The sequence below is a fragment of the Paraburkholderia sp. FW306-02-B genome, assembly GCF_058782725.1.
Window position 1 is genome coordinate 2,575,948 of the sequence record NZ_JBYSXZ010000002.1, and the last position, 15,790, is coordinate 2,591,737.

Sequence of the window (15,790 nt, forward strand, 5' to 3'; positions counted from 1 at the left end):
CTATTTATGTAGCAGATCGCTGTCCCGCGATCATTCGACAATCAGTCCGTCGATATGGAGCGAGCCGACGAATACGTCGACCCGGTCCCCCGCCTTGATCGGATTGCCCTTGTTGGAAAACACCATCCAGTATTCCTGACCGGGTTCCAGTGGGCCGGTCTGGCGCAGCTGGCCGATCTTGTCCATGACCGGAATCTCGAGCAACACATGGCTCGCTTCCCCGTACAGATACGCTGTCGCGGTCTTCTCGCCGAGCAGGTGCGCCGCCACCGGATCGGTCACGCGATAGCTGAAGCGAATCAGATTGCCCGATGCGGTACGGCGCACGCTCAGGTTGTCGATGCCCTTCATCAGCCCGTAGTAGTTCTTCGCGTGCTGCGACATGCTCACGGGCAAATACGGCGAGTGCCTGAACGTGGACGCCGCCGGTACGCCCGGCTGGGCCGCGACCGCTTGAATCACGGTCGCGGCCAGACATACGCTGCTCGCGAACAGCACTACCGGCGACGTCGAGGAGGATCGAAGTTTCATTGCAGCGTCCCCTTCACGGTATGGCCGGCGGCAGCACTTGCGCCGGATTCAGCAGCGGCGCCCCCCCGAAGGTCGACGCCACGCCCTGCAACAGGCCGAGCAGACCGCCCGATTGGCTCCCCAATGCGAGCGGATCGATCGTGAGGCCGCCGAACAGGCCGGCCTGCACGAACTCGACCGCACCGATATCGTATCCGGCGCCTTGCGGCCGCCGCGTGCCGAAGATGTCGTGATTCGGCGCACCGGCTGACGTGCCGTTGTTGATGGCCGGCGAACCCGACTTGATCGAGTAGTTGCCCAGCATGACGTTATAGCCAGTGCTGCCCGACGTGAGCGCTTCGTTGAACAGCGACAGAGGACCGTACGACATGTTGATCCACTGGTTGCCTTCATCCGGCGTCGCCGACGGCATCAGGGTGAACAGCGGATTCGGAAGAACCGTATCCGAAATGCCCGGGGGCACCGTGATACCGATCCCGCCCGCTTCCGGCGGCACACGCGAACCGTTGCAGTACTGGTGCACTACCGCTGGATTCAGGTTGCTGTTATGCGCCCCAGGGTAGTCGCCCGCGTCGGTCAGAATCGAATACTGCGGATTCATCGACATACCCGCCTGACGGCTGCTGGCCGAGGTGTCGCCGAACGCGCCGATATCCCAGTAGACCGCATTCGGATCGCAATAGCCCGTCGCCTTGCCTGCCTGATTCAACGACGGATTCAACGCGACCGCGTTCTGCAGGCCGGCGATGTTCTTATTCGGCCCTCCCACCGTGATATAGAACGTGCGGTTTTGCCAGATCAGATTGTTGGTCAGCACCGGGTTCGAGAACGTCGTGCAGTTGGGCTGACCCGTCGGGCACACCACACCCGGGTTGGTGAACGCGGCAATGAAGTTCGACGTATGGCGCGCGGTCTCCAACCCAGCCGGCTGGTAAGTCGACGTCGTGATCGGATTGCACGTCGTTTCCGACCCCACCGTCGTGCAGTTCGGCGGCCCAACGTTGGCTTGCGCGGCGGCAGCGGTGTTAAAGAGCACGCCTGCCGACGCTGTCGCGTCGTTGGAGACGACCGTGTTGTTGACGAAGCTCACCCGCACCGCATCCTGCAGCGAGACGCCACCTCCCGCCCACCCGGCCACGTTGTTCGCAATGATGTTGTTGATCACGCGAACCTGATACCACGCGTTCTGGTTGCTGGGGCTGCGTTGCACATCGGTGCCGTTGACGTTCTGCAGCCGCAGGCCGCCGCCCTTGCCGCTTTCCGCCGTGTTGCCGACGATCAGATTGCCGTCGAGCACGAGGCCGGGGCCTACGCCGTCCGAAAGCTGAGGCGCGCAATCGACGTCCGTGGTCGTGTTCTCGCAGAACGTGCCGTCAGGCGGTACGCCCTGGGCAATCACACCGCCGCCGTAGGTGGGCAATGTCGGGTTGTTGCTCTGGTTGAACAGCACCCAGTTGTGCGAGATGTCGCCGTTGTAGCTGAAGCCGAAGTGCGCGACACCGCCGCCATCGCCGCTGCTCATGTTGCCGCAGATCCAGTTGTAGTTGAAGTGATAGTAATCGGCACCTGTACAGAAGGTCACACCGCCCGCTGACGAAGGCGTGGTCGAGTTGATTTCGTCGCCGTACGAAGCGTTCGAGGTGACCGCGTTGTGGTGCACGTTCACATGCGCATTGAACTGGAACGGCAACTGGGTCACACCGTCTCCGGCAATGGTCCCGTCGGGTGTTTCGACCTGGCCCACCGTGATGCCGCCCGTGAGCGTCCCTGCGTTGGCGAAGACACGGTTGTTCGAGACCTCCGTGTAATGGTTCCAGCCGTGCAGGAAGATCCCGCCGCCGCCTTGCGAGCTGTTGGTGAAGGTCATGCCGTCGATCCGCGACGGATTGCACAGGAAGTTGCTCGAATACGTCGTGCAATCCGCGTTGCTGTTCGTGAGCGGCGCGCAGATGCCGTTCGCGGTGCAGTTCGGATCGGGTTGCAGCACGCCGCCCACCAGCACGTCCTTCACGCCCTTGCCGAGGACAGTGATTGCCGCGCCTTCATACGCGCCCATCAGCGTCGGTTCGATCAGCAGTTCAGCGAGATTGCCGTTGAGGTTGAAGTCCCAGCCGGAGATGGGTTCGAACGGGATCCCGTCGACTTTGCGTTGCATCGCCGTCGAGCAGGAATAGGTACCGTTCGGATCGTACGGATTGCTCGCCGAGATCAGGCCGCCGTTCAATGCATCGCCGAACAGACAGCCAACCTGCCTGCGCCACGGGTCCATCTTGCCCGACGGATGCGTATTCGCGTTGACCGTCACTGAGGTCGCACCGACGCCTTGGAGCCGGACCGGCTTCCACATGAGCAGCATTTCGTTATAGACACCCGGGCCGACGACGATCATGTCGCCCGGGGTTGCCTGGTCGATGGCGGTCTGGATCGCGTTGTTCGTGGCGTTCTCACCGTTCACGTAGGTCGGCGGCTTGCCGCCGATCGTGACGGTGACCGTATCGATCGAGCGCTTGCCGTTGCCAGCCGTGATGACGAGTTCACCGCACATCGTAGGCGTCAGTACGCCGCGTTGCTGGATCGTGCAGCTCGACTGCGACCCGAGCAAAGGAGGCACGATCACCGTGATCTGCGTATCGCTCCATGAAGTCACGGGTGCCGGCATGCCGCCGATCGTCACCGTTCCCCGTTGCGCACCGAAGCCATAGTGGCGCGTGAGGAACTTCTGGTTGAACGGCGCCGTGGTCGCGCTCGGGCCCGTGTACGCATGGTTCACCACCTGCTGGTTGCCCTGAGCCTTGATCGTCAGCGTGTGGCCGAACGTGCTGACCCACGGGCCCGCGCCGCCGCCGCTCGAGTCGCCGGTGACGCTGGCGATCGCGGGCGTGGCATCCGGGTACGCGCAGTCAGGCTGGTCGTAGCCTTCCGCGAAGGCCGAGACCGGCACCACCGGCGTATCCATATACTGGGTCTGTCCAGGCATGAACGGAATCTCGTAGCAGAACTGGCTGTACGCCGGGTTGAACAGGGGATCGCGAATCGTCTGGCCAGGATGCGCCGGGTCGGGCAAGTCCGGGTCGTTCATGCAGGCGACCATCATGGTCGGCGCATAGCCGGTCGGGTTCGGCGGGTTGACCTGCCAGGTCGAATAGTTCAACCCGTTGAAGATGCCCCATTGGTCCGAATAGGTGCGAGCGACTTCGTTGCCGGCAAAATCCTTCATCGAGATCGGCACGTTCGGCACCGCGAACTTTTCGCCGAATTGCGGCGAATACGGATCGAACTCCGATGAGAAGTCGTCCAGCATGAAGCCGGTGTAGTGCGCGGCGACGTGCGTCGAACTGAAGATCCAGAACTTCGCCAGCACGGTCATCTGGGGCGACACCGTCACTTCCTTGCGGTCGCACAGGTGCCGCGAGGCGCCCGCGAACGGCGAGACTTCCTGCGAGCCCGGGAACAGGCTGATAAAGTCAGGCACGATTCGCAACGCGCCGACGCAAGGCCAGAAGGTTTCGATGCTGCCCGTGTCGCCCTCATTCCGGGAGTACGTGTTGGATCCGAGATTCTGGGTCGGATTCTGCGCATTGTTCCGGTTATAAGTGGAATTCACCGCAGCCTGGTCTGGCAGGATGAAGATGTTGCCGATGCCGCCGAACTGCTGCGTTACCGGCGCGATGTAGTTGTCGCCGATCAGGATGTTCTTGTCTTCCTCCTTCACCAGTTCGTAGCCCGGCGGCACGATCACTTCGACCACGTACTTGCCGGCAGGCAGCATCTGCGTGCCGTCGCCAGAAGGATTCGCCACGCAGATCGAGCAATTCGTCGCGGTCGGCTTGCCGGTGGTCGGATTCCTGCCCGTTACGCTGGGGAATTTGTACATGCCGTCGTACGGCGCCGGCTGCAGCTGGTTGAACGCGTGCATGCCGTCGTAGCACTTGAACTGCGAATGGGCCGGTAGCGCACGATGCTGCGGATCGAGCCACTGGGTGGTGTCCTTCAGCGTGAAGAAGAACGGGTCGCTGGTCTCCTGTCCCGGACAGTTCATGTTCGGCACGCCGTCCGAGCGGAAGCCCTGCGCCCAGTCATCCCAGCTGGCGGTCCTGGTCGTGTCGACCAGCGTCAGGCTGGTGGTGCCGTCTGCCGCAGTGCCCTCCTGATACAGGTTCACCGTGACGTTCGGCACGTCAGGCGTCCACTTCGTGTGGATCAGCAGCGACGGATCGTCGAACGGCCGCGTCGATGCATAGATGACTTCGCCCCTGATGCCGCCGTTTTCATTCGCGCCAAATTGCGCCTTGCCGAATTCGATGAAGGAACTCTGGCCGGAGAAGCCCTGCCAGCCCATCGTGGTCACCCACGGCGGATCGACTCTGCCGGTCGACGGGTTCGTGCCCGAACGGTCGGTGCAGTCCGCATCGTTGCAATACACCGCGCCCGGCACGCGCAGGTTCGTCGGCAGGTGCGCCGTCGCCGATTCCAGCGTGTTGGCATAGTTGGCGGCAATGGTCGAGGCGCCCCCGCCAGGCGTGCCGTCGGGTGGGCCGCCTGCGTCATAGACCACGTGTACGCCCGTCTGCTTGAAGCGGGTCTCATCGGTGTCGACGACGTACCAGTTGAACAGCGGGAACACTTCGTTAAACGACGCATAGCCGTTCAGGTCGGTGTTGTTGAAATTCGAAAAGCTGCCGTCGCGGAAGCGGACATTGGTCGGTACCAGCGCGAGCCCCGGGGAGCTCGGCTGCGAGACGCCGGAGCCGTTCAGGTCCATGAAGGTCCGGGTGTAGAGATTCGTGTGCCACTGGAGCACCGAAAGATCCCCGACGTCCGCGGTTTGGCCGCCCGCCAGCTTGACCGCCGTCGCGAGCCCATCGACGATCTGATCGTTCCATTGATCGAAGATCGTGATTCTGTACGTGCCAGGGGGCAGGCCGCTAAAGCTGAAGGTTCCGTCGGCATTGCACTTGGTGAAGGCGACATCTTCTCCGTCCGGATCGCCGACGCTCACGTAGCACTGTGTGAAACCCAGCGAGGTGCGCGAACCTGCACCGTAGAGGTTCTCGTTCGGCGGACGGCTGTAGTGCAGGTTCGTTACCCTGCCCTTGAGCCCGTTGTTGCACGTCGCGGCTGCGGCGCCTGTGCAGAGGAGCGGCAGGCGGGCATTGATGATTTTCGGATTGGCAAAGCCGATCGCGACGTGAAAACCCGCCGGGCCGAATTCCTGGAAGTACGCCGGGCCGCCCACCTTGATGAAAGCGTCGTGGCCCTTCTGTCCGTCCAGCGTGTTCGTCTGCAGCCATTCCTCGCCTCTGCCGATTCTATCGGCCGCGGGTGTCGCGACGATGCCGTACCGGCCGGGCATCAGATTGGCAATGATGGCCTGGCCGACGAGCGGCGACAGCGTCTTGCCATCCGACTCGTATTTCGGACACGTCGGGACCATGCCGACGAGACCGTCGGTCGACGTCGAAATCGGGCAGGCATTCAGCCCGGTGACCGGATCGATAGTCCCCTGCAAGGAATTGGACAGCGGCATGTTGAACATGTCGTAAGTCATCTGTCCGGTCGGGTCGCCGGTGCCGCCCGCGTCATCCCAGAGCTTGATTTCAAAGCCGCCGAGTCCTGGCTCGCGCGACGTACCGAACACATCGGTTCCGCCACTAACGTCCACTTCGCCATTGAGCGGGGCGTCATCCTCGAAGACGAACACCGAGACCTTCGCGGTCGCCATCGGCGTCTGTTGCGCCAGCACGTTGACGCTCTTCTGTCCCGGCGCGATCGGCGCACCGCTCATGGTGTGGCCGCACTTGCCCGTGCCCGGCGCAAAATCCGCGCCGCCGGGACCCGACGGGCAGTCCTTGGCGATATCGAACTGTCTCATTGCCCCGGTGGGGTTGCTTGGATCGACCGGCTGCGGCAGGCCCGCACCGTTCCCAAAGCTGTTGCCTGCATCACCAGGCAAGACCGAGATGTAATAGTGCTTGGTCGGATCGAGCGCCACTTGCGCCGGATCGACCGGCACCTGTTGCGCAGCGCTCGTGCGGCACACGCCGTCGCCGATGTCGCACACTGCCGGCAGGTGAGAGTTGGTCGCCGGGTCATACACCGTCTGCCCCGACTCGCAGGCGACCTTGCCGACACAGCCTGCTGCCACCACAGGCATGTAGCTGGTGTGGAAGCTTGCGCCCAGACTGGGAACCGGCAGCGGCGGGCACGTAGCCGGACGCGGTGTCGTGTTCACCTGGCAGGCAGGATCGATCTGGAAGGTGCGGTCTTCCTCGATGATCCAGCGGTAGTCGCCAAGCTGAACCGCGGTCTTGCCAGGCGCCGTGCTCGGCGCATCCAGCACCTTGACGGTCAGTCCGCTGCCGCCCTTGAACGTCACCGTCACGGTCGCGGCAGCGCTCGACGTGTTCTGCGAATTCACGGCCTTGTACTGGAACGTCACATTCGCCGTCGCATTGCCGACCGGCGCCGCCGTGGGTACGGCGGTGAACGATCCGTCGGCATTCAGCGTGACAGTCCCGCCGGCCGCGGCGCCCGACATAGTTGCGGTGAGCGCAAGCCCGGCCGGATCCCTCGCGTTGGCGAGCACGCCGGGCGCGCCGATCTGCAGTCGCGACGCGATGTTGCTCGTGTAACTGCCGCTGTTGGCCACCGGCGCACCGGACAGACAGCCCGAACCGGAGGTACAGGCGGCCAGCGTCACCGTCGCCGTCACCGCGGGATTGCCGTTCGCCTGATACACGAAGCTGTCGGACGTCGTGCCGGCGTTCGGCACGTAGGTGAACGTGCCGTCCGGGTTCAGCGTGAGCACGCCGCCGGTAGGCTGGGTCTTGACCTGAACGCCGTAGACATTGATGTCATTGGCGATCACGCCTTTCGACTTGTCCGTCACCGTCAACGTGTTGCCCGCGACGAGGAAGTACTTGTCGGGATTGGCGATCGCGTTCGGCGTGCCAGCTGACGAGGTCGGCAGCGCGCCGCTATTGACGCTGATGTAGCCCTGCATCCCGCCATCGCGCTGATTGTTGGTGGACAGGCTCAATTCGCGGTCGAACACCGGGAGCGCCAATGCGCCCGTTGCGGGTGCGTTCAACAACACGTCCTGCGTCTTGCCGGCCGCCAGAAACACTTCCGACTGGACTCGCGCATTGCCGGGCAACAGATTGCCGTCCTCTGCGATCAGCGAGAAACCGGATACAGCAGGCGTGCCGGTTTGCGCGCCCACCACCGACGGAACGTGCATCCGCAGACCGGCGTTCACGAAGCGCACGAGCACCTGGCCAGTAGACGCAGGCGCGGCGACGGCAAATGCCGAGGCGTTGGGGTTCGTACGGTCGAAGGCGACACCGTTGATCAGGTAGTAGCGAGGCTCGTAGTTCACCGTCGGCGGATAGCAGGTGCCGAACGACGTCGACTTCGAATCGCCGCAGCCGCCGGGCTGACCCGACCACACCAGGGTTTCGCTGAAGCCCGTCGTCGTCACCGCCGCAGCGGCAGCAGCGTTTTGCACGGGATCGATTTCGCTCAGCAGGAGCGGCACATCGGCGTCATAGCAGATATTCGGATAGGCCTGATAGGTCTGCGACGCTACCGGGCAGCTCACGCTGCCGCCGACCGGCGTCTTCACCACCAGCACGCCGTACAGCCCCATCGGCCCCTGGATCGACGGATGCGTTCCCGACTCGATCAGATAAGTGCCGGGGCTGAGATTGTTCCAGGTAAGCGAGGTTGTCTGGCCCGTCGCCACCTCGGTTGCAAACGACTGGACACGAGGGCCTTGCGCGGGCGGCGTGAAGGTCGCGCCGGTCGCGCTGGACGCAATCGGCCAGGTCGTCGCGGTTTGTGTCGGATGCGGGGGACTCGGCATGCTTGTCGCTGTCGTCCCCAATCCGCCGCCCAATTGCCCCGCGATGACGAGCGAGGTCGGCACCGAGCCGGGCAAGCTATTGGTGAGCTTGATCGTCAGCGGTCCTGGCGGCACCGTAATCACCACCGGCGACCAGTTCGCTCCGGCACCCGGATTCGCCGCTGCACAAGTAGCCGGCGCCACCGCAGCCGGCGTACAGGTGTAGCCCCACATCGGCACAGCCTGCCCGTCGGGCAACGTGGCAGTCGCCGCTTTCGCCGTCAGATTGACGACCTGGGCGAAAGATACGCCATTGGCCGTTAGCAAAACGCACGCCGTGACCCCTGCCTTGAACACGTCGAAGAGGGTCGCCTTAAACTGGGTGGATCTCATCGCGCTTCTCCCCGCCTCTAATTGGATTCGTCAATCAGGAAAACCTGTGGATCGACGAGCATCATCATCATCATTCCGCCAGGGAAGATGTTGTTCGTGGTGATCTCGCGCTCGTTATGCGAGTGCCACATGAATGCGAAACCTGCTTCGGATCCCGGTGGATTCACGACCGTCCCGCTCGGCGGCGTGGTCCCGGTGGGCGCCGTGGCGCGTATGGTCGCGTCCGGTCCGAGGTAAGGACTGCCGCCATACCAGAAGCCGTTCGTCAGGACGTGCGAGTCAGGCAGCGTGACCGGGCCGCCGCTGCCGACGTTGCCGAACGGATGGGCTTCGAGCGCCTTGTTGTGATCGGCGCACCACTCGTAGTAGTTCGGCGCGTGCGGGTCTGCCGTGTAGTAGCCGTTCGCATCCGGAATGCAGACACTGCCGTCGCCGGGCTTATGCGCGTAGACGTCCCAGTTCAGACCCTTGCCTGTCCAGTAGAAAATCCCGTCCATCGCGAGACCCGGCGTCGTGGTCGTCGTGAACAGCAAGGGGCCGGCCACCTTGGTCGCGTCCGTCTTGCTCAGCAACAGGTTGCCGTCGCGCGCCAGCACCCGCACGTGATTGCCGTGCTCGTGGAACGGATGCTGCCAGCGGCCGGTACCGACGATCCGCAACAGCACCAGTTCACCTGGATGCATGTGTGGATTGCCGTTGTAGGGCTGGTGCGGATACTGCACCGCATAGTTCGGATCCATGTCGTCAGGCATCGAACGGCCGTTGACCATGAAATAGGCTGGGTGATACGGCTCTGTCTCGACACTCATGCAACCGTTTGGCTGCGTGCAGGCGTTCGCAGCCTGCTGTTCCGCCTGCGTATGGATGCGCGGATCTATTTCGGAGAACTGGAACAGATACTCGCGGTCGTAACAGGCCGCGTTGTGGTTATAGGCCGCGGCGGCGTTGCGGAAGTCCGTCTGCCCATCCGGCAGCGTTGCCGCCACCGCGCGGCAACCCGTCGGCACTGCAACCGTCCCGGGCGCCGAGGTCGGCAAAACAATGATCGCGCCGTACAGGCCCATTTCGATCTGCAGATCGCCCTGCGTGCCGCTGTAGTACGCGTGCGTGCCAGGCGACGCCGCGACGAAGCTATACGTGACCGTGCCGCCGTGGGCGGCTTCGCGCGTCAGCAATCCGGGCACGCCGGTGAGCGCAGCCGGACAGGTTCCATCGGGGTTCAACGCCGCGGCGCAGACCTGAAATCCAGGAAAGAGGATCGACGTGTTGCCCGCCGCGGCCGGCAGGTTATTGGTGAGCGTCACCGTGACGACGTCGCCCTGTTTGACGATCAGTGTCGGACCGGGAATCTGCATGCTCGGGCAGGTCGCGCCCGCGATCGTGGGCGGCGAGAAGCCGGCCGGCGCGAGGCGGCATCCATAGCCCCACGAGTAAACGCTCGCACCATCGGGTTGGGTGATGCGGTTTGCCTCGGCGCTCAGATCGAAGTGCGTCCCTGTGATACCCGGCGCTGCCGCTTGCGCGTGCATGCAGACGAGCGCGGCGAACGTTGCCGCGCCGACTCGCGCAAGCCGTCCAAGCTGCGCGAGCGCCGCGCGCCATGTGTGGTGAGTGATGTGGGCCACGGCTCTTCTCCTAGGTGCAGGACTTCGTGGTCGGATCCACCGCATGGCAGATATGGACCTCGGTCATCAAGCCGCCAAAATTCTCCTGGTCGTTCGCCAGGTGATCCAGATTCGGCGTGTACAGGTAATAGATCGCGCCCGGCTGATACTTCGTCGTGTCGCTGGCGTCGAGGATGACGTCCATCGATTCGCCGCCGCCCATCGTGATCGAGTTCGTGTTGTAGGTCATGTCGTTGCCGGACATGTCGCGCAACAAGCGGGCATTGATCCCGACCACGTGCATCGGAATGCCGAGCGTCGCCAGAGTTTGATACTCGGTGACGTCGAGGTCCGAGATGCGCAGCAGCGCACGGCCGCCGGCCGGAATGTTGATCAGCGTCGGCAGCGGCTGTGAGAAATGCTGCGTGCCGTCCGCCACCGGCGTGGAGAGCGGGTTCGGATTCACGGTGTCCGGATAGCTGCGTCCGTTCAACATGAAGAACTTGTCCTTCATGTCGGTGAACGGCTCCGGATTGAACGTCATGCCCACGAAGTGGAAGTTCGGATCGAAACCGTGTATCTGCACCGGGTATTCGACGTCGTAGGCGGTCGAGCCGTCGCCGTCGTTGTACGCGTACAGCGTCGGCGTGCCGCTCTTGTTGTTGACGTGGAGCACGCTGTTCTGCGGCGGCAGCGGCGTCGTGCACAGAATGTCGTTGCCGCACGCCGTGCGCAGATCCTGCTGCTGCGCGGCCAGCGAGTTGTACAGCGACTGCCCGCCGGGCACGCGGTTCTGGCGCGGCCGCACGAAGATCTGGCCGACCATGCCCATCTGCAGGTGTTCCGGCGGCGTGATGTGGCAGTGCCAGAAATAGGTGCCCGCATCCGGTGCGAGGTAGTAGTACGTGAAGCTCGCGCCGATGTTGATCGCCACCGACGCGTCCGGCACGCCGTCATAGAACGACGAGGCGTTCGGGTAGCCGTGGAAGTGCACCGTGTGCCTCTCGAACAGGTCGGGGCGCATGATCATCCCGACGTTCGTCAGCGTGAGGAAGAACTCATCGTCCTCGTCGATCGCCATCGTCGGTGCCGGCTCGTTGCCGTTCATCACGCCGACATCCATGATCGGCCGTGGATCGACGTGGCCGGTCAGCTGGCCTGGAGGCACGGATTCCGGATCGGGAACGAGGCCGACCGCGCCGTTGTAGGTCGGGTCCGTTCTCGGATCGCCGACGGTGTTGAACACCGAGGCGAACTCTGTGCCGGGAAGACCCGCCTTGATGTCGGCGAGCCCGGACAACGGGCCGAAAGCGAACAGGTAGGTCTGCACGCCGTTGGCCATCGTTGCGTAACCGTCGCCGCCCGAGATCTGCTGGCACTTGATCGCGCCGTTGACGACGCCTGTCGACACGGAAGTCTGTCCGGTGTAGGACGGCCCGGTGTAGGCGGGCTCCCCTGCACCGGGCAGCAGCGCCGTCGGATGCGCCGGCGTGGTTGGCGGGCATTGCACCCGGAACGATTGCGCGAATGAAGGAATGGCGAACAACAGTAACAGTAGTGTCGCAACACTACTGAGAAATGCGCGGGTACTGAACATATGACCTCCAGCCCAGGGGTCAGCCAGCGCGATACGCGCTGGACGTCATGCTCTACTGCGAATGCGGGCTGGTTACGTTCTTACATCAGCCCGTATCTGGATTCTGACCAAGAGCGACTTAGCCTGGGATGGGTCACCCCCCTACACTTGCGGTAGGGCAAACCCAGCGACGGTACTCAGATTGGTTTTGCCGGAGACAGCGATCGAACGCCTGGTGCAGTGCAGCGTTCCACATTGCCTGCATGGCGGGTTTTTACCCATGCCGTTCGGCGGGAATCCCCACTTCCCTTCATGTCCATCGAGGCAAAAATGTGGAAACAGTGCCCGGCCGTCGGACACTGGAAAGCGCCAGGGTTACAACGGATTGAGGACAAGACGAGGTCCGCACCGTCGCCCCGCCGCTCCTGAGATTTCCGGCCTCCCCATTGAATTACTGAAGGATCACATCATGAACAAGCTAACTGCCATCATTCTCGCGAGTTGCGTAACGCTCGCAAGCGCGGGCGCCTTCGCTGCCGATAGCGCGTCAAACGACCCGGCGTCAAAAGACGCAATGAGTCAGGAGACCACGGCAACGGAGCACGATGCGACGAGCGTCGACAGCATGGCCAAAGACGGGATGAAAGAAGAGGCGATGAAGGAAGACGCAATGAGCCATGACAGCATGGCTAAAGACGAAACCAGAAACGACGAGGTGAAGCAGTAGGGATGCGCGCATCGATCATGTCGCGTGCGCGAGGCAGACGCAGTTGCTTAAGGCTGACGAGCCGCAGGCCAAACGGACAACCCCAACTCATCATCGTGCTGTGGACACGCGTCGCGTGTCCACGGCATCGCTGCCGGCCTCAGCCTAGCAGGCTGTCGGGTGCGACGTACACGTAGTTCAGATCCCTTGCGACCGCTTCGTAGGTCACCTGCCCTTCGCACACGTTCAAGCCGGCTTTCAGATGCGCATCGTCCTTGAGCGCACGTTTCCAGCCCTTGTCCGCAAGCGAGATCGCGTGACGAATCGTGGCATTGTTCAGCGCGAAAGTGGAGGTTCTGGCCACTGCGCCGGGCATGTTCGCCACGCAATAGTGGACGACGCCGTCGACCAGATAGGTCGGCTTGGCATGCGTTGTCGGATGCGAAGTTTCGAAGCAGCCGCCCTGATCGATCGCCACGTCGACGACAACCGCGCCCGCCTTCATCCCCGCAATCATGTTCCGCGTCACGAGCTTGGGCGCCGCCGCCCCCGGTATCAGCACGCCGCCGATCACGAGGTCGGCGTCGAGCACGGACTCTTCGATACTCTGGCCATTGGAGTAGAGAGTCGTGATGCGATTGCCGAAAACCAGATCCAGTTGACGCAGGCGATCCACGTTGGTATCGAGACTCGTGACCTTCGCGCCCATTCCCACCGCGATCTGCAAGGCATTGGTTCCGACGACGCCCGCGCCGATGATCACCACATGCGCCGGTGCAACACCCGGCACGCCGCCGAGCAACAAGCCGATGCCGCCCTTCGATTTTTCCAGGTGCGCCGCTCCGGCCTGGATCGACATGCGGCCCGCCACTTCGCTCATGGGCGCGAGCAACGGCAGCCCGCCGCCCGGACCGGTGATCGTCTCGTAGGCGATGCAGACCGCGCCGGACTTCACCAATGCGGCGGTCTGCACAGGATCGGGCGCGAGATGCAGGTACGTATAGAGGATCTGCCCCGCCCGCAACATCGCGCACTCGGCAGGCTGCGGCTCCTTGACCTTGACGATCATGCCGGCCTGCGCAAAGATTTCCGCCGCAGTACTACACAACGTTGCTCCGGCCGCCGCGTAGGCCTCGTCGGATAGACCGATCGCGGCGCCTGCCCCGCACTGCACCATCACCTGATGACCACGGCTGGTCAATTCGCGCACGCTCGCCGGCGTCAAACCCACGCGATATTCATGGTTCTTGATTTCCTTCGGTACGCCGATCAACATGTGTCGCCTCCATATAGTTTGTTGTTATCGCGCCGCGGCCGGCTTCATGCTTTGCTTCGCTCTTCGACGCATAGCGCCGGCTTCACTGCGCAAGTCTCAGCGAGCGGTGGCTGGCCGCCCACGAGAAGTCGTTTGTCACCAGCATACTCTGCTAATTGGCCGGAACAAGATTGGTAATCGCCATATCGCTAAATGTCGCCGTGCCGCCGTCGGCGAAGACCGAAACCCGGTTATCGTTAGCGGCCGGAAAGACGAGATCCGTGATGACGGTACGGCCGTGGTCGGCAAATACTTCCACGGAATTCCTGTCGACCACCACGGTGAGATGCAACTGCCCGTTCATCAGCGGCAGCTTGACGATGTGCTGCTTGCTGAAGGCAGTCGAGAAGCCGGTTTCGCCTGACTTCGAACGGTCGAGCGTCAAGGTCTGGCTGGCGGTGTCGTAGAAGATCCGCGTGCCGACATCGCCATTCGCCGAACCTCGCACGATGAGGCCGGCACGCCGGGCCGAATGCGGGCTGATCGTCACGTCGATGTTCTGCACAGTGCCTCGGGTAAACGGGGCGAGTTCCTCCACGCACGAGGACACACTGAGTTCTCTTATGCGCGTGGCCGGCCCTTCGCTGACGAGCGACGCGTATTGCTCCACCGGTTCGAATGTCAGCCGCGGCATGCCGTCGACTGTCTTCAGCGCGAGCTCGCGAGGAAGCGCCGTGGCGCCCTTCCACGGTGTGGTCGGTATGCGTTCGGCGTAGTCCCAGTTGCTCATCCAGCCGATCGTGACCGCCTTGCCGTCCGGCGCATTGGCGAAGGTTCCGGCTGCGTAGTAATCGGCGCCGTGGTCGAGCCACTGGTAGCGCGCGGGATCCGAACCTGCCGGCGCCACGTTCTCCGGCGTGAACGTCCTGCCGTCGAAGTCGCCGACGAAATACATTGCGCCGGATCCGCCCGCGATCGACCACGGATTGACGTTGACGATCATCACCCACTTCTGCTTGTGACTGTCTCCATCGAGAGGCAACGGGAACAGATCGGGCATCTCCCAGAGTGTCCCTCGATGAGGAATGTCGGGAAGACTGAAGTCGCTGAGGAAATCCCAGTCGATGAGATTGTTCGAGCGGTACATCTTGACCACGTGTGCATCGGCAACGACGGTAGTCATCAGCCAGTAACCGCCCGGCGCGTACCAGGAAACCTTCGGATCACGAAAGTTTTGCGATTCCGGGTTGAGCGTCAGCACCGGATTGTGCGCGTATTTGCGCCACGTCCGGCCGTCGTCCGTGCTGTAGGCGAGCGATTGCGCCTGAGTGCCCGGCTGATGTCCGGACCCGGCCTTGTATACGCTGGTATAGAGCGCGATCAACGGCGACGAATTCGCCGGGCCCAATCCGGAGGTGTTGTGTGCATCCACGACGATGGAACCGGAGAAGATCTCCTCGGTTTCAGTGACATGCATGGCGACAGGCTGCTCGCTCCAGTGAAGGAGATCGCGGCTGGTGGCATGTCCCCACGACATGTTGCCCCATGAATTTCCATCCGGATTGTATTGATAGAACAGGTGATAAAGACCCTTATAGAAGACGAGTCCGTTGGGGTCGTTCATCCAGTTGCGTTGCGGTGTGTAGTGCAGCGCCGATCGCCATTGCGAGGTGCCTGCAGCGTCTACGCCCAGCGGGGCGGATGGCGCAGCGTACGCTGTGGCCGAAACGGTCAGCAGTGCAAACAGGCAAGCCGTCAGCATGCGCGGTTTGGAAATGAAGGGACGTTGCGGGTCGTACATGGATTACCTTTTTCCTACCTGCGCACGCGCGTGAACGGGGATACCGCCACGCCTCGCGCGCGTAGTCAATGAATGCTCATC

7 protein-coding genes are annotated in these 15,790 nt (G+C 62.9%); 1 reads left to right on the forward strand and 6 read right to left on the reverse strand.

All coding sequences use genetic code 11. From position 1 onward, the window contains the following. Positions 1–30: 30 nt before the first annotated feature. The 4 genes from AC3WOG_RS32890 to AC3WOG_RS32905 are packed head-to-tail and all read right to left on the reverse strand — an operon-like array spanning position 31 to position 11,968. On the reverse strand, positions 31–531 hold the full coding sequence (locus AC3WOG_RS32890) for a hypothetical protein (RefSeq protein WP_492581910.1): 501 nt from the start codon (positions 529–531) through the stop codon (positions 31–33). A gap of 13 nt (positions 532–544) precedes the next feature. Then, positions 545–8,767 carry a cadherin-like domain-containing protein gene (locus tag AC3WOG_RS32895; protein WP_492581911.1) on the reverse strand — a complete coding sequence of 2,741 codons (8,223 nt, stop codon included), beginning with the start codon at positions 8,765–8,767 and terminating at the stop codon, positions 545–547. 17 nt (positions 8,768–8,784) lie between these two features. After that, positions 8,785–10,392 carry a multicopper oxidase domain-containing protein gene (locus tag AC3WOG_RS32900; protein WP_492581912.1) on the reverse strand — a complete coding sequence of 536 codons (1,608 nt, stop codon included), beginning with the start codon at positions 10,390–10,392 and terminating at the stop codon, positions 8,785–8,787. 10 nt (positions 10,393–10,402) lie between these two features. Continuing rightward, the gene (locus tag AC3WOG_RS32905) at positions 10,403–11,968 is read right to left on the reverse strand and encodes a multicopper oxidase domain-containing protein (RefSeq protein ID WP_492581913.1); all 1,566 of its coding nucleotides are present in this window, start codon (positions 11,966–11,968) and stop codon (positions 10,403–10,405) included. A 448-nt stretch (positions 11,969–12,416) separates the two neighbouring features. Between AC3WOG_RS32905 and AC3WOG_RS32910 the strand changes: the two genes are divergently transcribed. Next, complete coding sequence (locus AC3WOG_RS32910) at positions 12,417–12,674, forward strand: pentapeptide MXKDX repeat protein (RefSeq protein ID WP_492581914.1); 258 nt, start codon at positions 12,417–12,419, stop codon at positions 12,672–12,674. Positions 12,675–12,813: 139 nt separating this feature from the next. Here AC3WOG_RS32910 and ald read toward each other — a convergent pair whose 3' ends face one another. Then, positions 12,814–13,929, reverse strand: coding sequence for an alanine dehydrogenase (gene ald, locus AC3WOG_RS32915; RefSeq protein WP_492581915.1), 1,116 nt, complete (start codon positions 13,927–13,929; stop codon positions 12,814–12,816). A gap of 151 nt (positions 13,930–14,080) precedes the next feature. After that, positions 14,081–15,709, reverse strand: coding sequence for a glycoside hydrolase family 32 protein (locus AC3WOG_RS32920; RefSeq protein WP_492581916.1), 1,629 nt, complete (start codon positions 15,707–15,709; stop codon positions 14,081–14,083). Positions 15,710–15,790: the final 81 nt, after the last annotated feature.